A 24,666-nucleotide genomic window follows, 5' to 3' on the forward strand; every position below is an offset into this window, starting at 1 on the left:
CTCGTGTGACTTAGATCCTTATAGTCACCGGTTCACAACGGCTTCACGGCGTCTTAGAAACATCGGTGTCCTTGCAGCTCAGGATGCTGATAACCCGACATAATCCACAGGCTGCTGCGGTATCCTCGCCTGCACGCCGCGCGAGACACCGGGGAGTGCAGAAATCCAGCAGTTCATGATGCGCCTCAGCCGCAGCCTGCGTCGATACCGTTGGTTGGTCTTCACAGGCTGGTTGCTGGCGTTGGTGCCGGCCGTCTATCTGGCGCTGACGCAGTCCGGGAATCTCACCGGCGGCGGTTTCGAAGTGGCCGGCTCCCAGTCGCTGGCGGTGCACGACCAGCTCGAGGAGCTCTACCACGACCAGGGGGTGTCCTCGCTGGCGCTGGTCGCGGCGCCCCGCCCGGACGCCAGCTATTCCGACATCAACGACGCGGTAGCGCAGCTGCGCCGAATCGCCGGCGAGTTTCCCGGCGTCACGGAGGCGCCCAACCCCACCCAACGCCCGCCGCAGCCCGACCGGCCGTACGTGGTGTCGCTGCGGCTGGACGCCCGCAACGCCGGCACCAGCGACATCGCCAAGCAGCTGCGGCAGAGGATCGGGATCAAGGGCGACCAGCCCGGCCTGACCGCCGACGGCCGCGTGCGGCTCTACGTCATCGGCCAGGGGGCGCTCAGCGCCGCCGCCGCCGCCAACACCAAGCACGACATCGCCGCCGCCGAACGCTGGAACCTGCCGATCATTTTGATCGTCCTGCTGGCGGTGTTCGGTTCGCTGGCCGCCGCGGCGATCCCGCTGTCCCTGGGCGTCTGCACGGTCGTCGTGACCATGGGCCTGGTCTATTTCCTATCGACCCACACCACCATGTCGGTGTTCGTGACCTCGACCGTCTCGATGTTCGGGATCGCGCTGGCCGTGGACTATTCGCTATTCATCCTGATGCGTTTCCGCGAGGAGCTGCGTTCCGGGCGCCAGCACACCGACGCCGTCGACGCCGCGATGGCGACCTCCGGGCTCGCGGTGGTGCTGTCGGGCGCGACCGTCGTCGCCTCCCTGACCGGGATCTACATCATCAACACCCCGGCGCTGAAATCGATGGCCACCGGGGCGATCCTGGCCGTCGCGGTGGCCATGCTGAGCTCGGCCACCCTGACCCCGGCGGTGCTGGCGACCTTCGGGCGGTCGGCGGCCAAGCGGTCGCGGCTGCTGCACTGGTCGCGGCAGCCGGAGGGCACCCAGTCCCGGTTCTGGAACCGCTGGATCGGGTGGGTGATGCGCCGGCCGTGGCTGTCGGCGGTGGCCGCGTCGGTGGTGCTACTCGTGATGGCGGCGCCGGCCGCGTCGATGGTCCTGGGCAACAGCCTGCTGCGCCAGTTCGACTCCTCGCACGAGATCCGCGCCGGGGTGGGCGCGGCGGCGCAGGCGCTCGGGCCGGGCGCGCTGGGCCCCGTGCAGGTGCTGATCACCTTCCCCGACGGCGGCGCGGCCTCGCCCGAGCACGGCGAGACCATCTCGGCGATCCGCCAGCGCATCACGCAGGCCCCGCACATCGTGTCGGTGTCACCGCCCCAATTCGCCGAGGACAACGGCAGTGCCCTGGTGTCGGCGGTGTTGTCGGTGGATCCCGAGGACATGGGCGCCCGCCAGACCGTCACCTGGCTGCGGCAACAGCTTCCAAAGATCCCCGACGCGGGGACGGCCCGCGTCGACGTCGGCGGCCCGACCGCGCTGATCAAGGACTTCGACGACCAGGTGGCCCAGACCGAGCCGGTGGTGCTGCTGTTCGTGGCGCTGATCGCGTTCGTGATGCTGCTGATCTCGATCCACTCGGTGTTTTTGGCGCTCAAGGGCGTGCTGATGACGTTGCTGTCGGTCGCCGCCGCCTACGGCAGCCTGGTGATGGTGTTCCAGTGGGGCTGGCTGCGCGACCTCGGCTTCGCCCAGATCCACTCGATCGACAGCACCGTTCCCCCGCTGGTGCTGGCGATGACCTTCGGGCTGTCGATGGACTACGAGATCTTCCTGCTCACCCGCATCCGGGAACGCTTCCTGCACTCGGGGAACACCCGGGACGCGGTCGCCTACGGGGTGAGCACCAGCGCCCGGACGATCACCAGCGCCGCCCTGATCATGATCGCGGTGTTCATCGGCTTCGCGTTCGCCGGCATGCCGCTGGTCGCCGAGATCGGCGTGGCCTGCGCCGTGGCGATCGCGGTGGACGCCACGGTGGTGCGCCTGGTCCTGGTCCCGGCGCTGATGGCGATGTTCGCGCAGTGGAACTGGTGGCTGCCGCGGTGGCTGTCGCGCGTGTTGCCGTCGGTCGACTTCGACAGGCCGCTGCCCGAGGTCGACCTGGCTGACGTCGTGGTCATCCCCGACGACATCTCGGGGCTGGCCGCGCCCAGCGGCGACCTGCGGATGGTGCTCAAGTCCGCCGCCAAGCTCAAGCACCTGGCGCCCGACGCCATCACCGTGGCGGACCCGCTGGCCTTCACCGGCTGCGGGCGTAACGGCAAAGCCACCGGCGCGCGCGGACTCGGCCCCGAACAGATCCCGCACCAGGTCGACATCGGCGACGACGCCGCCGCGGCGGCCACCAACGGCGACACCAAGGCCCACCCGGGCAGCAAACGGCTGGGCCTGACGTCGCGCAACGGCATCGCCCGGGCGATCGCCGGCGGCGACCGGCCCGTTCACCCGGTCACGCTGTGGCGGGGCCGGCTGTCGGTGGCCATCGACGCGCTGGAAAACGGTGCGGTGAAAAAGGACGCCGAGCCGCCCCAGTTCGAGCGCCGCAGCCCGGTGGAAACCACCAACGTGCAGCTGCCCACCGGCGACCGGCTGATGGTCCCCACCGGCGCCGAAGCGCTGCGCCTCAAGGGCTATCTGATCATGTGCCGTAACAGCAGCCGCGATTATGCCGACTTTGCAGACATGGTCGAAACGGTCGAACCCGAGACCGCTGCGGTGGTGCTGGCCGGGATGGACAGGTATTACTGTTGTCGAACACCCAGGCCGCACTGGATCGCCACGCAGTTGGTCCGCCGGCTCGCGGATCCACACCCCTCCGATTTGAGCGACGATGGCTTCTCGGAGCCCGATGCGAGGGCGGACTGGGACGAGGTCAGGCAACGCTGCCTATCGGTGGCTGTCGCGATGCTGGAGGAGGCGAGGTGACGTTGGCATCGGACCGGCGCCCGGCGCCGCCGCCCCAGCGGCCCGCCGGCGAACCGCGCGGGCCCGGCGGCGGATCGTCACCGGATCCCGAACAACCCGTCGAATTCTGGCCGACCTCCGCGATCCGCTCGGCGCTGCAGGGCGGCGACATCGCCACCTGGAAGCGCATCGCCGCCGCGCTGAAGCGCGACCCGTACGGGCGGACCGCCCGGCAGGTCGAAGAGGTGCTGGCGGGCACCCGGCCCTACGGCATCTCCAAGGCGCTGTGGGAGGTGCTGGAGCGCGCGCGGGCCCACCTGGAGGCCAACGAACGCGCCGAGGTGGCCCGCCACGTCACGCTGCTGATCGAACGGTCCGGGCTGGCGGAGCACGAATTCGCCTCCCGCATCGGGGTGACGCCCGAGGAGCTGGCCGCCTACATCGACGGCAGCACCAGCCCGACGGCGTCGCTGATGATCCGGATGCGCCGGCTGTCGGACCGATTCGTCAAGGTGAAGTCCGCGCGGACGGCCGAGTCCAACTGAGGGCCCTCAGCGCGAGCTGATCGGCGCCACGTCGGACACCAGCCAGTTGCCGCCGCGCTTGGTCAACGTCACCCGCAGCGCCGGCGCCGCCTGAGTGGGCGGCTGCCCCGGCACGTTCTGGGTCACCCGCAAAATCACGGCCACACTGGCCGCCGCCGGCCCGAGGGCCTCCACCCCGGCCGCCAGCGTGGCGGCCTGGGCGGTGACGTTGCGCTGGGCCAGGTCGGCGCTGGACTTCTTGTACTGGTCCTTGAACGCGCCGGCCTGCTCGGGCACCATCATCGCCGACGCCCGATCGATCGAGCTCATCGGGGCGCTCGGGGTGAATGACGCCATCGCCTCGGCCATCCCGGTGGCGGTGCGCACCACCTGGCGCGCGTCGTCGTTGAAGCCGCGGTCGGACTTCGTCCAGTGCGTGTAGCCGGTCAACACGGCCGCCGACAGGGCCGCCGCGCAGACGAAGACCACGGCCAGCCGCAGCCCCGGCGCGTCGTCGTCGGTGCCGACGCTGACCGCGTCGCGGCGCAGCAGCCAGAAATTGACGCTGACGCCTTCGACGATCAGCACGATCAGCACCGCGCACGCCGCCACCCACCACCGCGGCCAGCGCAGCACCAGCCCGATCGCCAGCAGCGCGCCGATCGCGGCCAGGGGGGCCAGGATGTCGAAGGCGAGCAGCCGCCAGACGTTCCTCATCGGATGGATTCCAGACCCGAGATCATCAGCTTGCCGTCCACGTCGGACACGGCCAGCCGCAGGTTCCAGTGCACCGTCTGGGGCTTGGCGCCCACGTTCTCGCTGACCGAGGTCGCGACGAGCATCACCGTGTCCGTCCGGCTGGCGAACGGCGGCAGCTTGGTGGTCACCACGTCTCTCGGGGGGCCGGCGCCCCCCGGCTGGGTGTCCAAATCGTGACGGACCGTCTCGATCGCCACCGAGTCGATCCGGCCGGCGCTTTGCGACTGCAGCTTCTGGACCACCAGGCGGTACGGCTGCATCGCCGCGTCGAAGTCGGCGTTGAGGTCCCCGACGGTCCCGTCGTGCAGCTTTTGCAGGCTGGTGTCGATGTTGCCGCTGTTCATGTTGATCAGCACGCCCGTCCAGTCGGCGGCGGTCTGCATGACGCGGCTCAGGTAGACCCGTTCGCCGACGGCGTCGCGGTGGGCCGACCAGATGAACCCGCCGAGCACGACCGCGCCGACCGACAGCAGGCCCAGGGCCGCCGACGCGATGCCGTAGCCCGAAAACACAGGCCCACCTGCGTCTTCGGCGTCCTCGGCGGCAGCGGCGGCGGCGTCGTCGGGCTGGTCGCCGGCGTCGTCGTCGGGTTCGGGGTCGGACATGGCCCGATCGTCGCATCCAAAAGAAGGTGGAAGGATGGCGGGGTGACGTATGCGGCCATTCGCTCGGGGGTCGACCTGAGCTATGTCGATCCCGGTGCCCGACCCCAAGACGACCTGTTCGGCCATGTCAACGGCCGCTGGCTGGCCGAGCACGAGATTCCCCCGGACCGCGCCACCGACGGCGCGTTCCGCCAGCTGTTCGACCGGGCCGAAGAGCAGGTGCGCGACCTGATCGTCGAGGCCAGCGAGTCCGGGGCCGCACCCGGCACCGACGAGCAGCGCATCGGCGACCTCTACGCCAGCTTCCTCGACGAGGACACGGTCGAACGGCGGGGCGTGCGGCCGCTGCTCGACGAGCTGGCCCTCGTGGAGGACTGCGCCGACCGTTCCGCGCTGGCCGCGGCGCTGGGCGCCCTGCAGCGCACCGGGGTCGGCGGCGGGGTGGCGATGTACGTCGACACCGACGCCAAGAACTCGGCCCGCTACCTGGCGCACTTCGGCCAGTCCGGCATCGGGCTGCCCGACGAATCGTATTTCCGCGACGAGCGGCACGCCGAGGTGCTGGCGGCCTACCCGAGACACATCGCGCGCATGTTCGGCCTGGTGTTCGGGGGGGACGAGGGCGACCACGCCGAGACGGCGGCGCGCATCGTGGCGCTGGAGACCAAGCTGGCGGCCGCGCACTGGGACGTGGTCAAGCGCCGCGACGCCGAGCTCACCTACAACCTGCGCACCTTCGCCGACCTGCAGCGCGACGCCGACGGCTTCGATTGGAACCGGTGGGCCGCCGCGCTGGGCGGCAGCCCGGACGCCCTGGCGGAAGTCGTTGTGCGCCAACCCGATTACCTCACCGCGTTCGCCGCGCTCTGGGGCAGCGAGGACTTCGAGGACTGGAAGCGCTGGGCGCGCTGGCGGTTGATCCGGGCCCGCGCCGCCTGGCTGACCGACGGAATCGTCGCCGCCGACTTCGACTTCTACGGCCGCCTGCTGACCGGCGCCGAGCAGATCCGGGAACGCTGGAAGCGCGCGGTGTCGCTGGTGGAGGGCCTGATGGGCGACGCCGTCGGGAAACTGTATGTGCGGCGGCATTTCCCGCCGGACGCCAAGGCCCGCATCGACGAGCTGGTGGACAATTTGAAGGCGGCCTACCGGCAGTCGATCACCGAGCTGGACTGGATGACGCCGCGGACCCGCGAGCGCGCGCTGGCCAAGCTGGACAAGTTCACCGCCAAGGTGGGCTACCCGACCAAGTGGCGCGACTACTCCGCCCTGGTGATCGACCGCAACGACCTGTACGGCAACTACCGACGGGGATACGCGGTCAACCACGACCGCGAGCTGGCCAAGCTAGGCGGCCCGGTCGACCGCGACGAATGGTTCATGACGCCGCAGACCGTCAACGCCTACTACAACCCCGGCATGAACGAAATCGTCTTCCCCGCAGCCATTTTGCAGCGGCCGTTCTTCGACGCCGAGGCCGACGACGCCGCCAACTATGGCGGCATCGGCGCGGTGATCGGCCACGAGATCGGGCACGGCTTCGACGACCAGGGCGCCAAGTACGACGGCGACGGCAACCTGGTCGACTGGTGGACCGACGACGACCGCGCCGAGTTCGCCGCCCGCACCAAGGCGCTGATCGAACAGTACGACGCGTACACGCCCAGGGCGCTCGACGGCAAGTATCACGTCAACGGCGCGTTCACCGTCGGCGAGAACATCGGGGACCTCGGCGGGCTATCGATTGCGCTGCTGGCCTACCAGCTGTCGCTGGAGGGCCGGCCGGCTCCCGTCATCGACGGGCTCACCGGCGTGCAGCGGGTGTTCTACGGATGGGCCCAGGTGTGGCGCACGAAATCGCGTGAGGCCGAGACGATTCGGCGGCTGGCGGTGGACCCGCACTCGCCGCCGGAGTTCCGGTGCAACGGCGTCGTCCGCAACGTCGACGCCTTCTACGACGCGTTCGGCGTGGCCGAGGGGGACGCGTTGTACCTGACGCCGCAGCGCCGGGTCAGGATCTGGAACTAATTAGTGGTGTCCGTCGGGACGGCCTGAGGTTCCCCGGCGGATTCGTTAATCAGACGCTGAAGAAGACGAATATTGGTTTCAATGTCCTGATCTTCGGGGAGGTAGCGACGAGCCAGCTCGTTGTGGTGCAGGGAGCGCTTATAGTCCCCGATGCGGTAGTAGCACAATCCGAGTTGTTTGTGCGGAAGCCAGGTCTTGAAAGGGTAATTCTGCACTCCCCACTCCCTGGTGCTCTTGGCGGCGGGGTCCTGCAGGGCGAGCTCATACCAAAAGATGGCTTGACGAAAGTGGTTTTTCTTGAGGAAGCGTTCGGCGAAGCGGCAGCTGAATTCGGGCCGCGGGACGTCCAACTCCAAGGACTTCAGCGCGCATTCCCATTCTTTGTCCAGATCCCCCGTCATGTAGTAGCACCGCGCCAGCGTGTGCAGCGCAAACAAGCTCAGGTCCAGCTGCGCATCATCCCCACTGCCCTGCCAAGCCAGGAACTCGACAAAGTAGGGGATGGCCTTTTCGAACTCGCCGTGCGCTTCGAGCTCGCGGGCGTAGTGGCAAAGGTCGACGGGATTCAGCGGGCGCCCCGCTGCGAGGTGCCTTTCGTATATCTGCCGGTTCCGCAGAGAGGAGGTGGGCCCACCGCACGGTTTTTCGTGGGTGACGACAATGTCACTGTCGAAGTAGGTGTAAGTGTCCGGTGCCACCAGGTCCTCGTGAACCACGCCGACCCAGGCAAATTTTTTAGACGTTTTCACCAACCGGAAACGTCGATTACTTTGGGTGACGTTACGGGATTCGTCGAAACTGTAATGATAGATCATGGAGACCGCGTCCACGGTCGGACTCAGCGTGTTTTTGAGCTGCAGTAATTTGTCCCGGTCTTCCGGAAGCAGGACGTCGTCGGCATCCAGCCAGAGCGTGTAGTCCATGGCGGCCTGCGCGAACGCGAAGTTGCGCGCCGCCGAAAAGTCGTCGATCCATTCGAAGTCGAAAACCCGTGATGTGAATTTACCGGCGATTGCCTTCGTGTTGTCTTCCGAGCCCGTATCGACGATGACGATCTCGTCGGGAATGCCATCAACGGATTTCAAACATCTTTCCAGCGTTTCCTCTTCGTTCTTGACGATCATACATAAGCTTATTGTGATCACCGGCCAGAGTTTCCCTTCTCGGTTTTCGCTAAAGCCTTGCTGTCGATTTTGTCAACGCTGCCGTCTCAATCAACACGCCAGATCGGCGCAGCCTGCCTCGGTGCCGGCACCGCTGCCTCCTGTCTGCAGTCGTCGTCGCGAAGGATGGTATCCCGCAGCGAGCCTCGCCAACGCGATCTCGTTGCTGCCACTTCGCCGGTCGGCAGACGCTTCCGCTCGGTGGTGGCCTTGATCTCGTGCGATCCGGCTGGTGCTGGCCGATACTGTGTGGGCATCTTCGGGGGCTACCGGTGAAAGGAACAGTGATGGCCTTCCTGATCGCAGCACCCGACATGCTCTCGCTGGCGGCCACCGAGGTGGCCGGGATCGGTGAGTCGGTGAGCGCGGCTCATGCGGTGGCCGCGTCGTCGACTACCGCGGTGGTGGCCGCCGCCGGTGATGAGGTCTCCACCGCGATTGCGGGGCTGTTTTCGCGCCACGCCCAACAGTTCGCCGCGCTGGCTGCGCAGGCGGTGGGGTTTCACGACCAGTTTGTGCAGGCGCTGACCGCGGCCGGGGGGGCGTATGCGGGCACCGAGGCGGCCAACGTGTCGCCGCTGCAAACCCTGGAAAACGACGTGCTGGCGGTGATCAATGCGCCCACCAACGCGTTGCTGGGGCGCCCGTTGATCGGCAACGGCGCCGATGGGGCCAGTGGGGTGCAGGGCCAGCCCGGCGCGCCGGGCTGGCCCTGCACCCCACTGGCCCCATCGGCGCCGTTGCCGATCAACGGGCGCCCCAGCAACGCGTTGGTGGGCGCATTGATCACCGCCAGCACGTCGTTTTCCAGGGTTTGCAGCGGCGACACGTTGGCCGCCTCGGTGCCCGCATACGCCCCCCCGGCCGCGGTCAGCGCCTGCACAAACTGGTCGTGAAACCCCACCGCCTGCGCAGCCAGCGCGGCGAACTGTTGGGCGTGGCGCGAAAACAGCCCCGCAATCGCGGTGGAGACCTCATCACCGGCGGCGGCCACCACCGCGGTAGTCGACGACGCGGCCACCGCATGAGCCGCGCTCACCGACTCACCGATCCCGGCCACCTCGGTGGCCGCCAGCGAGAGCATGTCGGGTGCTGCGATCAGGAAGGCCATCACTGTTCCTTTCACCGGTAGCCCCCGAAGATGCCCACACAGTATCGGCCAGCACCAGCCGGATCGCACGAGATCAAGGCCACCACCGAGCGGAAGCGTCTGCCGACCGGCGAAGTGGCAGCAACGAGATCGCGTTGGCGAGGCTCGCTGCGGGATACCATCCTTCGCGACGACGACTGCAGACAGGAGGCAGCGGTGCCGGCACCGAGGCAGGCTGCGCCGATCTGGCGTGTTGATTGAGACGGCAGCGTTGACAAAATCGACAGCAAGGCTTTAGCGAAAACCGAGAAGGGAAACTCTGGCCGGTGATCACAATAAGCTTATGTATGATCGTCAAGAACGAAGAGGAAACGCTGGAAAGATGTTTGAAATCCGTTGATGGCATTCCCGACGAGATCGTCATCGTCGATACGGGCTCGGAAGACAACACGAAGGCAATCGCCGGTAAATTCACATCACGGGTTTTCGACTTCGAATGGATCGACGACTTTTCGGCGGCGCGCAACTTCGCGTTCGCGCAGGCCGCCATGGACTACACGCTCTGGCTGGATGCCGACGACGTCCTGCTTCCGGAAGACCGGGACAAATTACTGCAGCTCAAAAACACGCTGAGTCCGACCGTGGACGCGGTCTCCATGATCTATCATTACAGTTTCGACGAATCCCGTAACGTCACCCAAAGTAATCGACGTTTCCGGTTGGTGAAAACGTCTAAAAAATTTGCCTGGGTCGGCGTGGTTCACGAGGACCTGGTGGCACCGGACACTTACACCTACTTCGACAGTGACATTGTCGTCACCCACGAAAAACCGTGCGGTGGGCCCACCTCCTCTCTGCGGAACCGGCAGATATACGAAAGGCACCTCGCAGCGGGGCGCCCGCTGAATCCCGTCGACCTTTGCCACTACGCCCGCGAGCTCGAAGCGCACGGCGAGTTCGAAAAGGCCATCCCCTACTTTGTCGAGTTCCTGGCTTGGCAGGGCAGTGGGGATGATGCGCAGCTGGACCTGAGCTTGTTTGCGCTGCACACGCTGGCGCGGTGCTACTACATGACGGGGGATCTGGACAAAGAATGGGAATGCGCGCTGAAGTCCTTGGAGTTGGACGTCCCGCGGCCCGAATTCAGCTGCCGCTTCGCCGAACGCTTCCTCAAGAAAAACCACTTTCGTCAAGCCATCTTTTGGTATGAGCTCGCCCTGCAGGACCCCGCCGCCAAGAGCACCAGGGAGTGGGGAGTGCAGAATTACCCTTTCAAGACCTGGCTTCCGCACAAACAACTCGGATTGTGCTACTACCGCATCGGGGACTATAAGCGCTCCCTGCACCACAACGAGCTGGCTCGTCGCTACCTCCCCGAAGATCAGGACATTGAAACCAATATTCGTCTTCTTCAGCGTCTGATTAACGAATCCGCCGGGGAACCTCAGGCCGTCCCGACGGACACCACTAATTAGTTCCAGATCCTGACCCGGCGCTGCGGCGTCAGGTACAACGCGTCCCCCTCGGCCACGCCGAACGCGTCGTAGAAGGCGTCGACGTTGCGGACGACGCCGTTGCACCGGAACTCCGGCGGCGAGTGCGGGTCCACCGCCAGCCGCCGAATCGTCTCGGCCTCACGCGATTTCGTGCGCCACACCTGGGCCCATCCGTAGAACACCCGCTGCACGCCGGTGAGCCCGTCGATGACGGGAGCCGGCCGGCCCTCCAGCGACAGCTGGTAGGCCAGCAGCGCAATCGATAGCCCGCCGAGGTCCCCGATGTTCTCGCCGACGGTGAACGCGCCGTTGACGTGATACTTGCCGTCGAGCGCCCTGGGCGTGTACGCGTCGTACTGTTCGATCAGCGCCTTGGTGCGGGCGGCGAACTCGGCGCGGTCGTCGTCGGTCCACCAGTCGACCAGGTTGCCGTCGCCGTCGTACTTGGCGCCCTGGTCGTCGAAGCCGTGCCCGATCTCGTGGCCGATCACCGCGCCGATGCCGCCATAGTTGGCGGCGTCGTCGGCCTCGGCGTCGAAGAACGGCCGCTGCAAAATGGCTGCGGGGAAGACGATTTCGTTCATGCCGGGGTTGTAGTAGGCGTTGACGGTCTGCGGCGTCATGAACCATTCGTCGCGGTCGACCGGGCCGCCTAGCTTGGCCAGCTCGCGGTCGTGGTTGACCGCGTATCCCCGTCGGTAGTTGCCGTACAGGTCGTTGCGGTCGATCACCAGGGCGGAGTAGTCGCGCCACTTGGTCGGGTAGCCCACCTTGGCGGTGAACTTGTCCAGCTTGGCCAGCGCGCGCTCGCGGGTCCGCGGCGTCATCCAGTCCAGCTCGGTGATCGACTGCCGGTAGGCCGCCTTCAAATTGTCCACCAGCTCGTCGATGCGGGCCTTGGCGTCCGGCGGGAAATGCCGCCGCACATACAGTTTCCCGACGGCGTCGCCCATCAGGCCCTCCACCAGCGACACCGCGCGCTTCCAGCGTTCCCGGATCTGCTCGGCGCCGGTCAGCAGGCGGCCGTAGAAGTCGAAGTCGGCGGCGACGATTCCGTCGGTCAGCCAGGCGGCGCGGGCCCGGATCAACCGCCAGCGCGCCCAGCGCTTCCAGTCCTCGAAGTCCTCGCTGCCCCAGAGCGCGGCGAACGCGGTGAGGTAATCGGGTTGGCGCACAACGACTTCCGCCAGGGCGTCCGGGCTGCCGCCCAGCGCGGCGGCCCACCGGTTCCAATCGAAGCCGTCGGCGTCGCGCTGCAGGTCGGCGAAGGTGCGCAGGTTGTAGGTGAGCTCGGCGTCGCGGCGCTTGACCACGTCCCAGTGCGCGGCCGCCAGCTTGGTCTCCAGCGCCACGATGCGCGCCGCCGTCTCGGCGTGGTCGCCCTCGTCCCCCCCGAACACCAGGCCGAACATGCGCGCGATGTGTCTCGGGTAGGCCGCCAGCACCTCGGCGTGCCGCTCGTCGCGGAAATACGATTCGTCGGGCAGCCCGATGCCGGACTGGCCGAAGTGCGCCAGGTAGCGGGCCGAGTTCTTGGCGTCGGTGTCGACGTACATCGCCACCCCGCCGCCGACCCCGGTGCGCTGCAGGGCGCCCAGCGCCGCGGCCAGCGCGGAACGGTCGGCGCAGTCCTCCACGAGGGCCAGCTCGTCGAGCAGCGGCCGCACGCCCCGCCGTTCGACCGTGTCCTCGTCGAGGAAGCTGGCGTAGAGGTCGCCGATGCGCTGCTCGTCGGTGCCGGGTGCGGCCCCGGACTCGCTGGCCTCGACGATCAGGTCGCGCACCTGCTCTTCGGCCCGGTCGAACAGCTGGCGGAACGCGCCGTCGGTGGCGCGGTCCGGGGGAATCTCGTGCTCGGCCAGCCAGCGGCCGTTGACATGGCCGAACAGGTCGTCTTGGGGTCGGGCACCGGGATCGACATAGCTCAGGTCGACCCCCGAGCGAATGGCCGCATACGTCACCCCGCCATCCTTCCACCTTCTTTTGGATGCGACGATCGGGCCATGTCCGACCCCGAACCCGACGACGACGCCGGCGACCAGCCCGACGACGCCGCCGCCGCTGCCGCCGAGGACGCCGAAGACGCAGGTGGGCCTGTGTTTTCGGGCTACGGCATCGCGTCGGCGGCCCTGGGCCTGCTGTCGGTCGGCGCGGTCGTGCTCGGCGGGTTCATCTGGTCGGCCCACCGCGACGCCGTCGGCGAACGGGTCTACCTGAGCCGCGTCATGCAGACCGCCGCCGACTGGACGGGCGTGCTGATCAACATGAACAGCGGCAACATCGACACCAGCCTGCAAAAGCTGCACGACGGGACCGTCGGGGACCTCAACGCCGACTTCGACGCGGCGATGCAGCCGTACCGCCTGGTGGTCCAGAAGCTGCAGTCGCAAAGCGCCGGCCGGATCGACTCGGTGGCGATCGAGACGGTCCGTCACGATTTGGACACCCAGCCGGGGGGCGCCGGCCCCCCGAGAGACGTGGTGACCACCAAGCTGCCGCCGTTCGCCAGCCGGACGGACACGGTGATGCTCGTCGCGACCTCGGTCAGCGAGAACGTGGGCGCCAAGCCCCAGACGGTGCACTGGAACCTGCGGCTGGCCGTGTCCGACGTGGACGGCAAGCTGATGATCTCGGGTCTGGAATCCATCCGATGAGGAACGTCTGGCGGCTGCTCGCCTTCGACATCCTGGCCCCCCTGGCCGCGATCGGCGCGCTGCTGGCGATCGGGCTGGTGCTGCGCTGGCCGCGGTGGTGGGTGGCGGCGTGCGCGGTGCTGATCGTGCTGATCGTCGAAGGCGTCAGCGTCAATTTCTGGCTGCTGCGCCGCGACGCGGTCAGCGTCGGCACCGACGACGACGCGCCGGGGCTGCGGCTGGCCGTGGTCTTCGTCTGCGCGGCGGCCCTGTCGGCGGCCGTGTTGACCGGCTACACGCACTGGACGAAGTCCGACCGCGGCTTCAACGACGACGCGCGCCAGGTGGTGCGCACCGCCACCGGGATGGCCGAGGCGATGGCGTCATTCACCCCGAGCGCCCCGATGAGCTCGATCGATCGGGCGTCGGCGATGATGGTGCCCGAGCAGGCCGGCGCGTTCAAGGACCAGTACAAGAAGTCCAGCGCCGACCTGGCCCAGCGCAACGTCACCGCCCAGGCCGCCACGCTGGCGGCCGGGGTGGAGGCCCTCGGGCCGGCGGCGGCCAGTGTGGCCGTGATTTTGCGGGTGACCCAGAACGTGCCGGGGCAGCCGCCCACTCAGGCGGCGCCGGCGCTGCGGGTGACGTTGACCAAGCGCGGCGGCAACTGGCTGGTGTCCGACGTGGCGCCGATCAGCTCGCGCTGAGGGCCCTCAGTTGGACTCGGCCGTCCGCGCGGACTTCACCTTGACGAATCGGTCCGACAGCCGGCGCATCCGGATCATCAGCGACGCCGTCGGGCTGGTGCTGCCGTCGATGTAGGCGGCCAGCTCCTCGGGCGTCACCCCGATGCGGGAGGCGAATTCGTGCTCCGCCAGCCCGGACCGTTCGATCAGCAGCGTGACGTGGCGGGCCACCTCGGCGCGTTCGTTGGCCTCCAGGTGGGCCCGCGCGCGCTCCAGCACCTCCCACAGCGCCTTGGAGATGCCGTAGGGCCGGGTGCCCGCCAGCACCTCTTCGACCTGCCGGGCGGTCCGCCCGTACGGGTCGCGCTTCAGCGCGGCGGCGATGCGCTTCCAGGTGGCGATGTCGCCGCCCTGCAGCGCCGAGCGGATCGCGGAGGTCGGCCAGAATTCGACGGGTTGTTCGGGATCCGGTGACGATCCGCCGCCGGGCCCGCGCGGTTCGCCGGCGGGCCGCTGGGGCGGCGGCGCCGGGCGCCGGTCCGATGCCAACGTCACCTCGCCTCCTCCAGCATCGCGACAGCCACCGATAGGCAGCGTTGCCTGACCTCGTCCCAGTCCGCCCTCGCATCGGGCTCCGAGAAGCAATCGTCGCTCAAATCGGAGGGGGGTGGATCCGCGAGCCGGCGGACCAACTGCGTGGCGATCCAGTGCGGCCTGGGTGTTCGACAACAGTAATACCTGTCCATCCCGGCCAGCACCACCGCAGCGGTCTCGGGTTCGACCGTTTCGACCATGTCTGCAAAGTCGGCATAATCGCGGCTGCTGTTACGGCACATGATCAGATAGCCCTTGAGGCGCAGCGCTTCGGCGCCGGTGGGGACCATCAGCCGGTCGCCGGTGGGCAGCTGCACGTTGGTGGTTTCCACCGGGCTGCGGCGCTCGAACTGGGGCGGCTCGGCGTCCTTTTTCACCGCACCGTTTTCCAGCGCGTCGATGGCCACCGACAGCCGGCCCCGCCACAGCGTGACCGGGTGAACGGGCCGGTCGCCGCCGGCGATCGCCCGGGCGATGCCGTTGCGCGACGTCAGGCCCAGCCGTTTGCTGCCCGGGTGGGCCTTGGTGTCGCCGTTGGTGGCCGCCGCGGCGGCGTCGTCGCCGATGTCGACCTGGTGCGGGATCTGTTCGGGGCCGAGTCCGCGCGCGCCGGTGGCTTTGCCGTTACGCCCGCAGCCGGTGAAGGCCAGCGGGTCCGCCACGGTGATGGCGTCGGGCGCCAGGTGCTTGAGCTTGGCGGCGGACTTGAGCACCATCCGCAGGTCGCCGCTGGGCGCGGCCAGCCCCGAGATGTCGTCGGGGATGACCACGACGTCAGCCAGGTCGACCTCGGGCAGCGGCCTGTCGAAGTCGACCGACGGCAACACGCGCGACAGCCACCGCGGCAGCCACCAGTTCCACTGCGCGAACATCGCCATCAGCGCCGGGACCAGGACCAGGCGCACCACCGTGGCGTCCACCGCGATCGCCACGGCGCAGGCCACGCCGATCTCGGCGACCAGCGGCATGCCGGCGAACGCGAAGCCGATGAACACCGCGATCATGATCAGGGCGGCGCTGGTGATCGTCCGGGCGCTGGTGCTCACCCCGTAGGCGACCGCGTCCCGGGTGTTCCCCGAGTGCAGGAAGCGTTCCCGGATGCGGGTGAGCAGGAAGATCTCGTAGTCCATCGACAGCCCGAAGGTCATCGCCAGCACCAGCGGGGGAACGGTGCTGTCGATCGAGTGGATCTGGGCGAAGCCGAGGTCGCGCAGCCAGCCCCACTGGAACACCATCACCAGGCTGCCGTAGGCGGCGGCGACCGACAGCAACGTCATCAGCACGCCCTTGAGCGCCAAAAACACCGAGTGGATCGAGATCAGCAGCATCACGAACGCGATCAGCGCCACGAACAGCAGCACCACCGGCTCGGTCTGGGCCACCTGGTCGTCGAAGTCCTTGATCAGCGCGGTCGGGCCGCCGACGTCGACGCGGGCCGTCCCCGCGTCGGGGATCTTTGGAAGCTGTTGCCGCAGCCAGGTGACGGTCTGGCGGGCGCCCATGTCCTCGGGATCCACCGACAACACCGCCGACACCAGGGCACTGCCGTTGTCCTCGGCGAATTGGGGCGGTGACACCGACACGATGTGCGGGGCCTGCGTGATGCGCTGGCGGATCGCCGAGATGGTCTCGCCGTGCTCGGGCGAGGCCGCGCCGCCGTCGGGGAAGGTGATCAGCACCTGCACGGGGCCCAGCGCGCCCGGCCCGAGCGCCTGCGCCGCCGCGCCCACCCCGGCGCGGATCTCGTGCGAGGAGTCGAACTGGCGCAGCAGGCTGTTGCCCAGGACCATCGACGCGGCCGGCGCCGCCATCACGAGTAGCACCACCGACGCGGCCACCGCCGACAGCCACGGCCGGCGCATCACCCACCCGATCCAGCGGTTCCAGAACCGGGACTGGGTGCCCTCCGGCTGCCGCGACCAGTGCAGCAGCCGCGACCGCTTGGCCGCCGACCGCCCGAAGGTCGCCAGCACCGCCGGGGTCAGGGTGGCCGAGCTCAGCATGGCCACCGCGACGGCCAGGATCGCCCCGGTGGCCATCGATTTCAGCGCCGGGGTGTTGATGATGTAGATCCCGGTCAGGGAGGCGACGACGGTCGCGCCCGACAGCACCACCGCGAGCCCGGAGGTCGCCATCGCGGCGTCGACGGCGTCGGTGTGCTGGCGCCCGGAACGCAGCTCCTCGCGGAAACGCATCAGGATGAATAGCGAATAGTCCACGGCCAGCGCGATCCCGAACATCGAGACGGTCGAGGTCACGAACACCGACATGGTGGTGTGGGTCGATAGGAAATAGACCAGGCCCATGGTCACGACGACCGTGCAGACGCCCAGGGACAGCGGGATCGCCGCGGCGGCCAGCGAACCGAACACCGCCAGCAGGACGATCAAAATGATCGGCAGGTTCCAGCGTTCGGCGGCGGCGATGTCGTGCTTGGTGTTGGCGGCGGCGGCGGCGCTGAGCGCCCCCTGGCCGATGACGTAGAGCCGCACGCGGCCGTCGGCGGTCAGGCCGGGCTGGTCGCCCTTGATCCCGATCCTCTGCCGCAGCTGCTTGGCGATGTCGCTGGTGCCGGCGTTGCGGGCGTCCAGCCGCAGCGACACCACGTACGGCCGGTCGGGCTGCGGCGGGCGTTGGGTGGGGTTGGGCGCCTCCGTGACGCCGGGAAACTCGCCGGCGATTCGGCGCAGCTGCGCTACCGCGTCGTTGATGTCGGAATAGCTGGCGTCCGGGCGGGGCGCCGCGACCAGCGCCAGCGAGGACACCCCCTGGTCGTGGTAGAGCTCCTCGAGCTGGTCGTGCACCGCCAGCGACTGGGAGCCGGCCACTTCGAAACCGCCGCCGGTGAGATTCCCGGACTGCGTCAGCGCCAGATAGACGGCCGGCACCAACGCCAGCAACCAGCCTGTGAAGACCAACCAACGGTATCGACGCAGGCTGCGGCTGAGGCGCATCATGAACTGCTGGATTTCTGCACTCCCCGGTGTCTCGCGCGGCGTGCAGGCGAGGATACCGCAGCAGCCTGTGGATTATGTCGGGTTATCAGCATCCTGAGCTGCAAGGACACCGATGTTTCTAAGACGCCGTGAAGCCGTTGTGAACCGGTGACTATAAGGATCTAAGTCACACGAGTGGCAGCCGCGGGGCGGGCGGTGGCAGGATGTCGGATGGCCGCGCGGGTACCGGGGATCCCGCCACCAAAAGCCTTCTATCGCAGCCGCCTACGGGGTGTCCACGACGAGGCACGTGTATCGGCGAACACCCAAGGAGTGATCCATGACGACAGGCACCGCGACCAGGCGCCGCAGGCTCCTCGCCGGGCTGATCGCCGCCGCCGCGCCCGCCGCCGCCTTCGCGGTGCTGGCCGGCCCGCCGGCGACGGGCGCCAACGACCCCTGCTCGGCCAGTGAGGTCGCCCGCACGATCGGTTCGGTCTCCAAGTCGATGGGCGACTACCTGGACTCGCACCCGCAGACCAACCAGGCGATGACGACGATGCTGCAGCAGCAGGCCGGCCCGCAGTCGTTGACCGGGTTGAAGTCCTACTTCGAGGCCAACCCGAAGGTCGCCGGCGACATGACGTCGATGGCGCAGCCGCTGACCAACCTGTCGATGCAGTGCAAGCTGCCGATCACGATCCCTCAGGCGATGGGCCTGATGCAGCAGGCGCAGGGCGCCGCGGGCGGGCTGCCCGCGCTGCCGGGCGGCGCCGCGGGCACCCCGCCGGAGGCGACCGCGCCGGCCCCCACCGGTGCCAGCCAGGGCGGCACGCTGCCCGGCGTCACGATCGGCGGCGCGCCGAAGCCCGGCAACGTCGGTTAAGCGCCGGCGGGCCGGCCGTCGGGGCCGGCCTCGGGCGGCGGGACGGGCCCCCGCGGGGCGCCGCCGGCCGGGTCGGCGGCGGGGTCGTCGCGGTGGCGCACCACCGGCAGCGGCCCGGTGATCGGGTCGTCGTCGGAGTCGGTGACGTTCTCGGTGCGGAACACGAAGAAGAACACCACCCAGCCGACGGCGGCGATGAATAGCCAGCTGATCAGCCGGTACAGCAGCATGGCCGAGATCGCGCTGGGCAGGGACATCCCGCTGGACACCAGGCCGGGCACCAGCACCGCCTCGACCACCAACAAGCCGCCGGGCATCAGCGGTATGGTGCCGACCGCGCGGGCGGCGGCGTAGGCCACCGTCAGCCCGGCGACCGAGGCGTGGTCGCCGGCGGCGTAGGCGGCGAAGCCCAGGCAGGCCACGTCGGCGATCCAGTTGAACATCGACCAGCTGAACGCCACGCCCAGGTCGCGGCGGCCCAGGCTCACCGATTCCAGCTGGCTGAGCGTCTCGCGCCACTTGTCCAAACCGGTGTCCGCCGGCTTGCCGCGCACGGAGTTGAACCAGGCCAGCACCCGGCCGCCGATGCCCTCGATCAGCTCGGGGCGCGACGCCACCGCCTGGGCCAGCAGCAACAGCGCGACGAAACCGCCGAGCGTGAACAGCAATGAGAACGGGTTGTTCTTGGCGCCCAGGAAGAACGCGCCGCCCAGCCCCAGCAGCGCCAGCCCCACGGCCTGCAGCACGCCCGACATCACCAGCTGCCACGAGGCCACCACCGCCGAGGCGCCCCAGATCCGCTGCTGGCGGAACAGGAAGGTGGCCGACAGCACCGGCCCGCCGGGCAGCGTGGTGCTCAGCGAGTTGGCGGCGTAGAACGCGGCCTCCGACCGCAGCTGCTTGACGTGCACACCGGCCGACCTCAGCAGGGTGCGCTGGATCTGGGCGAAGCTGTGCATCGACGCGGCCGCGGCCAGCACCGACGCGATCAGCCACCACCAGTTCGCCTCGTACAGGCTCATCCAGGCCTTGGCCAGCTGGTCCCAGCCGAGCGAGACCTCCACAGCAAGCACGACGGCGACGATTCCCAGCACCACCCAGCGCACCCACCAGTACTTGCCGCGCGGGGTCGGTTCGCGCGCCAGGTCGAGCTTGCGGGGCGGTGCGTGGTGCGGCACGTGGTTTAGGGTAACCGCGCAGGTGGCGCGGCCAGCGCGGCGAAGCGCCGACTGTGTCGGGGTCGTACCGGGGTCGTAACCGGATCGTGGCGGCCGCGCTGGGCGGTCGGAGCAAAGCGCCGCCAGATAGGCTGACCTGATGCCGGCAAACCCCGACGACGCCGTAGAGGCTGGGTCAGTCGAACCGCTCGTCCGCAAGGCCGCCGCCTGGTCGTGGCGGTTGCTCGTCATCCTCGCCGCGGTGCTCGCCCTGCTGTGGGTCGTGAAGAAGCTGGAGGTGGTCGTCGTCCCGGTGTTGCTGGCCTTGATTGTCAGCGCGTTGCTCGTGCAGGCGGTCGACTGGCTGGACCAGCGGGGCCTGCCGCGCGGTGCGGCGGTGGCGCTGGTGTTGTTCGGCGGCTTCGCCGTCTTGGGCGGCATCCTGGCTTTCGTCATCATCCAGTTCGTCTACGGGCTGCCGGACCTGACCGAAGAGGTGAGCCGAAGCATCGACTCCACCCGGCGCTGGCTGATCGAGGGGCCGCTGCATTTGCGCGGCGAACAAATCTCCAACGCGGGCAACGCCGCGATCCAGGCGCTGCACAACAACCAGTCCAAGCTCACCAGCGGCGCGCTGGCGACGGCCGCCACCATCACCGAGGTGGTCATCGCGGCCGTATTGGCTTTGTTCACTTTGATATTCATGCTCTACGGCGGGCGCAACATCTGGCAATAGGTCACGAAGATCTTCCCAGTCGGCGTCCGCGACCGGGTGCGCGAGGCGGGCCACGCGGGATACGTGTCGCTGATCGGCTACGTGCGGGCGACGTTCCTGGTCGCCCTGACCGACGCCGCGGGTGTGGGCACCGGGCTGGCGATCATGGGCATCCCGCTGGCGCTGCCGCTGGCCTCGCTGGTGTTTCTGGGCGCGTTCGTCCCGCTCGTCGGCGCGGTGGTCGCGGGCTTCTTGGCCGTGGTGGTGGCGCTGCTGGCCAAGGGAGTCGTCTACGCGCTGATCACACTGGGTTTGCTAATCGCGGTGAACCAGCTCGAGGCGCATTTGCTGCAGCCGCTGGTGATGGGGCGCGCGGTGTCGATCCATCCGCTCGCGGTGGTGCTGGCGATCTCGACCGGCGGGGTGCTCGCCGGGATCGTCGGCGCCCTGCTGGCCGTCCCGACGGTCGCGTTCGTCAACAACGCGATGCAGGTGCTGCTGGCCCCGGATCCCGCCGCCGAAGCAGAAAAGCAGGCCGAGGAGGCCGACGAGTCGGCGATCGTCCAGGCGGAACCGGACCGGCCCGACTGATCCGCCGAGCGCCTAGAGGCGCCCCTCGCGGCGCAGCAGGTCCTGGGCGCTGACCGGCGCGCCCCCCGCGCCGCCGCCGCGGCGCCGCTGCCGCGGGTTGTCGCCGTTCTCGCCTTGCCCGCGCGAGTTGAGCTGCTCGGTGGCCGTGCCCGAGTCGTCGCCGTCGGAGCGCATGACCGGCAGGGCGGTGGTCGGCTCGGCCGGGTCGGCGCTGTCGCCGGAACGGTTGGTCGGGAGCGGCATGGCCCGCGTCTGACCGCCCGACGGCGGCGGCGGGGGCGCCGGCTGCGGCGGCGTGGCGGGACGCGGCCCGGCTGGCGGGACCGTGAGGCGCGTCGTCGGCGCTTGCGTCGGCTGGCTCGGCGGGGCCTGCAACCGCGCGGTGTTCGCGGCGGCGGGCGCCGGCGGCTGGGCCGGCCGCGGCTCCGGCGGGCCGGCCGGGGGCCGCGCCGGGCGCGACGGCTCCAGCGCGCCGGGATGGGTGGGGTCGTGCGGCGCGCGCGGCGTCGCGGCGACCAGGCTGGCCGCGGCGACCGGAGGCCGCGCGGTCCGCCCGTTGAGGGTGGGCCGCTTGCGCTCGTCGGGCAGGTCGATCTCGCCCAGCCCGAGCCGGTTCTGCAGCCGGCGGGCCCAGCGCGGGGCCCACCAGCAATCGTCGCCGAGCAGCTTCATCACCGAGGGCACCAGGAACATCCGGACCACGGTCGCGTCCAGCAGCAAGGCGGCCATCAGCCCGAAGGCCAGGTACTTCATCAGCACCAGGTCGCTGAACACGAACGACGCGGCGACCACGGCGAGCACCAGCGCGGCGGCCGTGATCAGCCGCCCGGTGGTCGCCGTGCCGATCCGGATGGCCTCGGCGGTGGACATGCCGCGCTCGCGGGCCTCGACCATCCGGGACACCAAAAACACCTCGTAGTCGGTGGCCAGGCCGAAGCCCACGGCGACGACCAGCGCGATCAGCACCACCATCAGCGGCGTCGGCGTGAAGTTCAGCCACGTCGAGAAGTGCCCGTCGACGAAGATCCACGTCAGGATCCCCAGGGTGGATCCCAGCGTCAGCGCGCTCATCACCACCGCCTTGATCGGCAGCACGAACGATCCGAACGCCAGGAACATCAGCACCGTCGTCGCGCCGAGCAGCAACACCAGCATCAGCGGGGCCTTGTCGAACAGGCTGTGGATGCTGTCCTGCTCGAGCGCCGGCGTGCCGCCGACCAGCAGGCTGAGGCCTTTCGGCGCCGATACCGCGCGCAGTTCGCTGATCTTCTTGGCCGCGTCATTGCGGTTGGACAACCCGTTCTGGATCACCCGCACCGAGTCGTCCTTGGGCTGCGACGTCCCGTTCGGCCCGTTGACGCAGGGATTGCCGGCGATGGTCGGGCAGGGCCGCTCCTGCCACGTCTTGTCGGTGAACCCGGTGATCGGCGCGATCCTGTTGCGGATGTCGGCGACCTGCTGATCGGTGACCTTGCTGCCGTTGTCGCTCTTGATCACGACGGTCAGCTGTTCGGTGCGGTACCCGGGGAACAACTTGTCGAAGTGCTCCTGCGCCAGGCGCACGGAGTTGTTCGGCGGCAGGTACTTCTCGCTCATGCCCCCGAACGACAGGTTGCCCAGCGGAATGACCAGCAGGATCATGCCGACGGCGATCGGGATGGCGAACGCAAGCGGACGCTTCATCACGAAGTTGACGAGCTTGCCCCAGAAGCCGGCCTCGACCTCCTCGCGCGTCTTGGTCTTCTGCAGCCGCTCCGCGAGCCACTCGAGGTAGACGCGCGACACCTTCCAGTTCCGCAAAAACGGCACCCGCAACGCGGTCCGCACGCCCAGCGCGTCCACGTGGCGCCCGAGGATGCCCAGGCACGCCGGCAGCAGCGTGATCGATAGCAGCGCGGCCAGCCCGACCGCCGCGAAGATCGCGTAGGTCAGCGAATGCACAAATCCCTGCGGCAACGCCAGCAGGCTGGCGCTCGAGGCGATGATCAGCACCGCCGAGAAGGTGACGGTGCGGCCGGCCGTCATCACCGTGCGCCGCACCGCCGCCTCGGTGTCGTAGCCCTCGGCGATCTCCTCCCGGAACCGGCTGACCACGAACAGCCCGTAGTCGATGGCGATGCCGAGGCCGATCAGCGACACCACCGGCTGGGCGAAGTAGTGCACCGGGCCGAAAATCGCGACGAACCGCAGGATGCCCAGCGCGCCGGCGATGCTCAGCCCGCCCACCATCACCGGCAGGCCGGCGGCGATCGCGCCGCCGAACACCAAGAACAACACGACCGTCACCGCCGGCAGCGCGAGCACCTCCATGCGGCGCTGGTCGGTGGCGATGGTCCCGGTCAGGGCGTTGGCGATCGGCTCGAGGCCGGCCAGCTGAACCTTGCCGCCGTCGAGCTTCTGCAGGTCGGGCGCGATCGTCTTGTAGTTGTTGAGGATCGTGTCGTCGTCGTCGCCCTTCAGTGGGATGGACACGAAGGTGTGCTTCTTGTCTTCGGTCGCCATCCCCTTGATCAGCGGGGGCGCGTCGGCCGGGTCGGCCACCGCCAGCCAGCCCGCCCACCCGACGACCTGGTTGGGGTGGTCGTTCTTGAACTTGTTGAGCTCGTCGACGATCTTCTGCTTCCATGCCGGGTCGTCGACGGTCTTGCCGTCGGGAGCGGTGAAGGTGGCGACGATGTGGCTGGTGCGGTCGCGGCCGTAGGTCTGGTCGCCCAGCACCGAGGCCTTGACCGACTGGCTGCCGTCGTCGTAGAAACCGCTCTGGGTAACGTGCTTTCCCAGGCTCAGCCCGAAGACGCCGCCGCCGAGGCACAGAGCCACCATGACCCCGATTACGATGTACCGGTAGCGGTACACAGTTCGACCCCACCAGGCGAACACGTGAGCTCCTTACTGGATCGAATGTGACCCGCGCTGTGTCATTGGAGTTCCGCCGCCAGTCTCACACACGCGTGGTCAACAGTGCGGACAGCGGCCGGAACGGCTGCAGCCACGCCCCCTGGTCAGGCAGCGAATCTAGCCCGATTCGCGGCAACGGTTCCCGGAACACACCCGCGATGTCTTCCAGGTCGACGAAGTCCAAGGTATCCGACGCTAGCGCCCAACTCGCGTGTTCGCGAAATCCGATCACCTGAACGCCGATGCCGGTGCGTGCGATCTCCTGCAGCGGCTGGCGGAACGCCTGCCCGTCCGCGGAGGCCACGACCAGCGCCGCCAGCCCCTCGGAACGCCGCCGTTCGATGTGCGCGAGCATGTCGCGGTCGACGTCGCTGTCCTCGTCGATCTTCGGCTTGGCGAACACGGCGAAGCCGACGTTGCGCAGCGCGTCCACCCAGGGCCGGACCACCTCGGCGCTGCCGGGCGCGATGTTGGTGAAGACGGTGGCCTCGGGTTCGATCACGACGCCCGGGCGGGCCGCGCTGACCTCGGCCGTGCGCGCCAGCAGCCACCGGCCGAGGGCGTCGAACCGCGGCCGTTCCAGGGCGGTCGGCCGGCGACCGAGGATGGAACCCAGGCCCATGTCGAGGTTGGGCGCGTCCCACACCAAAAGGACGCGACCGCCGGGGGTGGGGAAGCTGTTCAGGCCCTCGGCCGACAGGACGGCCGGCGATTCCAGGGATTCCGGTGCGGTTTCTTCCGTCAGGCTCAT

The 24,666-nt window shown here is 68.7% G+C and carries 16 protein-coding genes and 3 pseudogenes; 9 read left to right on the plus strand and 10 right to left on the minus strand.

Annotation, left to right across the window (positions count from 1 at the left end; genetic code table 11):
• Positions 1-175 precede the first annotated feature (175 nt).
• Both AWC19_RS11750 and AWC19_RS11755 read left to right on the plus strand, forming a co-directional pair.
• Positions 176-3,175, plus strand: coding sequence for an MMPL family transporter (locus AWC19_RS11750; protein WP_085078279.1), 3,000 nt, complete (start codon positions 176-178; stop codon positions 3,173-3,175).
• On the plus strand, positions 3,172-3,699 hold the full coding sequence (locus AWC19_RS11755; RefSeq protein WP_085078280.1) for a transcriptional regulator: 528 nt from the start codon (positions 3,172-3,174) through the stop codon (positions 3,697-3,699). Before AWC19_RS11750 ends, AWC19_RS11755 begins: the two co-directional genes overlap by 4 nt.
• 6 nt (positions 3,700-3,705) lie before the next feature.
• Here AWC19_RS11755 and AWC19_RS11760 read toward each other — a convergent pair whose 3' ends face one another.
• Both AWC19_RS11760 and AWC19_RS11765 read right to left on the minus strand, forming a co-directional pair.
• Positions 3,706-4,395, minus strand: coding sequence for a hypothetical protein (locus tag AWC19_RS11760; protein ID WP_085078281.1), 690 nt, complete (start codon positions 4,393-4,395; stop codon positions 3,706-3,708).
• The gene (locus tag AWC19_RS11765; RefSeq protein WP_085078282.1) at positions 4,392-5,042 is read right to left on the minus strand and encodes a hypothetical protein; all 651 of its coding nucleotides are present in this window, start codon (positions 5,040-5,042) and stop codon (positions 4,392-4,394) included. The genes AWC19_RS11760 and AWC19_RS11765 overlap by 4 nt, the downstream gene beginning before the upstream one ends.
• A gap of 42 nt (positions 5,043-5,084) precedes the next feature.
• Here AWC19_RS11765 and AWC19_RS11770 point away from each other — a divergent pair, with 42 nt between their 5' ends.
• On the plus strand, positions 5,085-7,070 hold the full coding sequence (locus AWC19_RS11770) for a M13 family metallopeptidase (RefSeq protein WP_085078283.1): 1,986 nt from the start codon (positions 5,085-5,087) through the stop codon (positions 7,068-7,070).
• Here the strand turns inward: AWC19_RS11770 and AWC19_RS11775 are convergent.
• Positions 7,067-8,194, minus strand: coding sequence for a tetratricopeptide repeat-containing glycosyltransferase family 2 protein (locus AWC19_RS11775; RefSeq protein WP_211284903.1), 1,128 nt, complete (start codon positions 8,192-8,194; stop codon positions 7,067-7,069). The genes AWC19_RS11770 and AWC19_RS11775 overlap by 4 nt on opposite strands.
• A gap of 353 nt (positions 8,195-8,547) precedes the next feature.
• Between AWC19_RS11775 and AWC19_RS31595 the strand changes: the two are divergent.
• Positions 8,548-8,742: pseudogene (locus AWC19_RS31595) on the plus strand (PE family protein); the annotation flags it as partial.
• Between the two features lie 182 nt (positions 8,743-8,924).
• Here the strand turns inward: AWC19_RS31595 and AWC19_RS30555 are convergent.
• Positions 8,925-9,344 (minus strand): annotated as a pseudogene (locus AWC19_RS30555) (PE family protein); the annotation flags it as partial.
• A 326-nt stretch (positions 9,345-9,670) separates the two neighbouring features.
• Here AWC19_RS30555 and AWC19_RS11790 point away from each other — a divergent pair.
• Complete coding sequence (locus AWC19_RS11790; RefSeq protein ID WP_211284903.1) at positions 9,671-10,798, plus strand: tetratricopeptide repeat-containing glycosyltransferase family 2 protein; 1,128 nt, start codon at positions 9,671-9,673, stop codon at positions 10,796-10,798.
• On the opposite strand, the gene AWC19_RS11795 is transcribed toward AWC19_RS11790, so the two are convergent.
• Positions 10,795-12,780 carry a M13 family metallopeptidase gene (locus AWC19_RS11795; RefSeq protein WP_085078283.1) on the minus strand — a complete coding sequence of 662 codons (1,986 nt, stop codon included), beginning with the start codon at positions 12,778-12,780 and terminating at the stop codon, positions 10,795-10,797. The two genes, AWC19_RS11790 and AWC19_RS11795, sit on opposite strands and share 4 nt — an antisense overlap.
• A gap of 42 nt (positions 12,781-12,822) precedes the next feature.
• Here AWC19_RS11795 and AWC19_RS11800 point away from each other — a divergent pair, with 42 nt between their 5' ends.
• Positions 12,823-13,473, plus strand: coding sequence for a hypothetical protein (locus AWC19_RS11800; protein WP_085078282.1), 651 nt, complete (start codon positions 12,823-12,825; stop codon positions 13,471-13,473).
• Entirely contained in the window at positions 13,470-14,159 is a 690-nt protein-coding gene (locus AWC19_RS11805) for a hypothetical protein (protein ID WP_085078281.1), read from the plus strand. The genes AWC19_RS11800 and AWC19_RS11805 overlap by 4 nt, the downstream gene beginning before the upstream one ends.
• 6 nt (positions 14,160-14,165) lie before the next feature.
• Here AWC19_RS11805 and AWC19_RS11810 read toward each other — a convergent pair whose 3' ends face one another.
• Positions 14,166-14,693 (minus strand): transcriptional regulator, encoded by a 528-nt coding sequence (locus AWC19_RS11810; protein ID WP_085078280.1) that lies wholly within the window; start codon positions 14,691-14,693, stop codon positions 14,166-14,168.
• On the minus strand, positions 14,690-17,689 hold the full coding sequence (locus AWC19_RS11815; protein ID WP_085078286.1) for an MMPL family transporter: 3,000 nt from the start codon (positions 17,687-17,689) through the stop codon (positions 14,690-14,692). The genes AWC19_RS11810 and AWC19_RS11815 overlap by 4 nt, the downstream gene beginning before the upstream one ends.
• Before the next feature lie 319 nt (positions 17,690-18,008).
• Here AWC19_RS11815 and AWC19_RS11820 point away from each other — a divergent pair, with 319 nt between their 5' ends.
• Complete coding sequence (locus AWC19_RS11820; protein ID WP_085078278.1) at positions 18,009-18,554, plus strand: hemophore; 546 nt, start codon at positions 18,009-18,011, stop codon at positions 18,552-18,554.
• Here the strand turns inward: AWC19_RS11820 and AWC19_RS11825 are convergent.
• Positions 18,551-19,732, minus strand: coding sequence for a lysylphosphatidylglycerol synthase transmembrane domain-containing protein (locus AWC19_RS11825; RefSeq protein ID WP_085078277.1), 1,182 nt, complete (start codon positions 19,730-19,732; stop codon positions 18,551-18,553). The two genes, AWC19_RS11820 and AWC19_RS11825, sit on opposite strands and share 4 nt — an antisense overlap.
• A gap of 139 nt (positions 19,733-19,871) precedes the next feature.
• Here AWC19_RS11825 and AWC19_RS11830 point away from each other — a divergent pair.
• Positions 19,872-21,017, plus strand: a pseudogene (locus AWC19_RS11830) (AI-2E family transporter).
• A 12-nt stretch (positions 21,018-21,029) separates the two neighbouring features.
• Here AWC19_RS11830 and mmpL3 read toward each other — a convergent pair.
• Positions 21,030-23,897, minus strand: coding sequence for a trehalose monomycolate exporter MmpL3 (mmpL3, locus tag AWC19_RS11835; RefSeq protein WP_085078275.1), 2,868 nt, complete (start codon positions 23,895-23,897; stop codon positions 21,030-21,032).
• 61 nt (positions 23,898-23,958) lie between these two features.
• Positions 23,959-24,666 (minus strand): NYN domain-containing protein, encoded by a 708-nt coding sequence (locus AWC19_RS11840; RefSeq protein ID WP_085078343.1) that lies wholly within the window; start codon positions 24,664-24,666, stop codon positions 23,959-23,961.

The organism is Mycobacterium palustre (assembly GCF_002101785.1).
GTDB lineage: Bacteria > Actinomycetota > Actinomycetes > Mycobacteriales > Mycobacteriaceae > Mycobacterium > Mycobacterium palustre.

Bases quoted from the DNA above. Each gene is read 5' to 3' on its own strand.
- AWC19_RS11750 (WP_085078279.1), top strand. From the start codon at position 176: ATGATGCGCCTCAGCCGCAGCCTGCGTCGATACCGTTGGTTGGTCTTC.
- AWC19_RS11760 (WP_085078281.1), bottom strand. From the start codon at position 4,395: ATGAGGAACGTCTGGCGGCTGCTCGCCTTCGACATCCTGGCCCCCCTG.
- AWC19_RS11765 (WP_085078282.1), bottom strand. From the start codon at position 5,042: ATGTCCGACCCCGAACCCGACGACGACGCCGGCGACCAGCCCGACGAC.
- AWC19_RS11775 (WP_211284903.1), bottom strand. From the start codon at position 8,194: ATGATCGTCAAGAACGAAGAGGAAACGCTGGAAAGATGTTTGAAATCC.
- AWC19_RS11790 (WP_211284903.1), top strand. From the start codon at position 9,671: ATGATCGTCAAGAACGAAGAGGAAACGCTGGAAAGATGTTTGAAATCC.
- AWC19_RS11800 (WP_085078282.1), top strand. From the start codon at position 12,823: ATGTCCGACCCCGAACCCGACGACGACGCCGGCGACCAGCCCGACGAC.
- AWC19_RS11805 (WP_085078281.1), top strand. From the start codon at position 13,470: ATGAGGAACGTCTGGCGGCTGCTCGCCTTCGACATCCTGGCCCCCCTG.
- AWC19_RS11815 (WP_085078286.1), bottom strand. From the start codon at position 17,689: ATGATGCGCCTCAGCCGCAGCCTGCGTCGATACCGTTGGTTGGTCTTC.
- AWC19_RS11820 (WP_085078278.1), top strand. From the start codon at position 18,009: ATGACGACAGGCACCGCGACCAGGCGCCGCAGGCTCCTCGCCGGGCTG.
- AWC19_RS11840 (WP_085078343.1), bottom strand. From the start codon at position 24,666: ATGAGCCTGACGGAAGAAACCGCACCGGAATCCCTGGAATCGCCGGCC.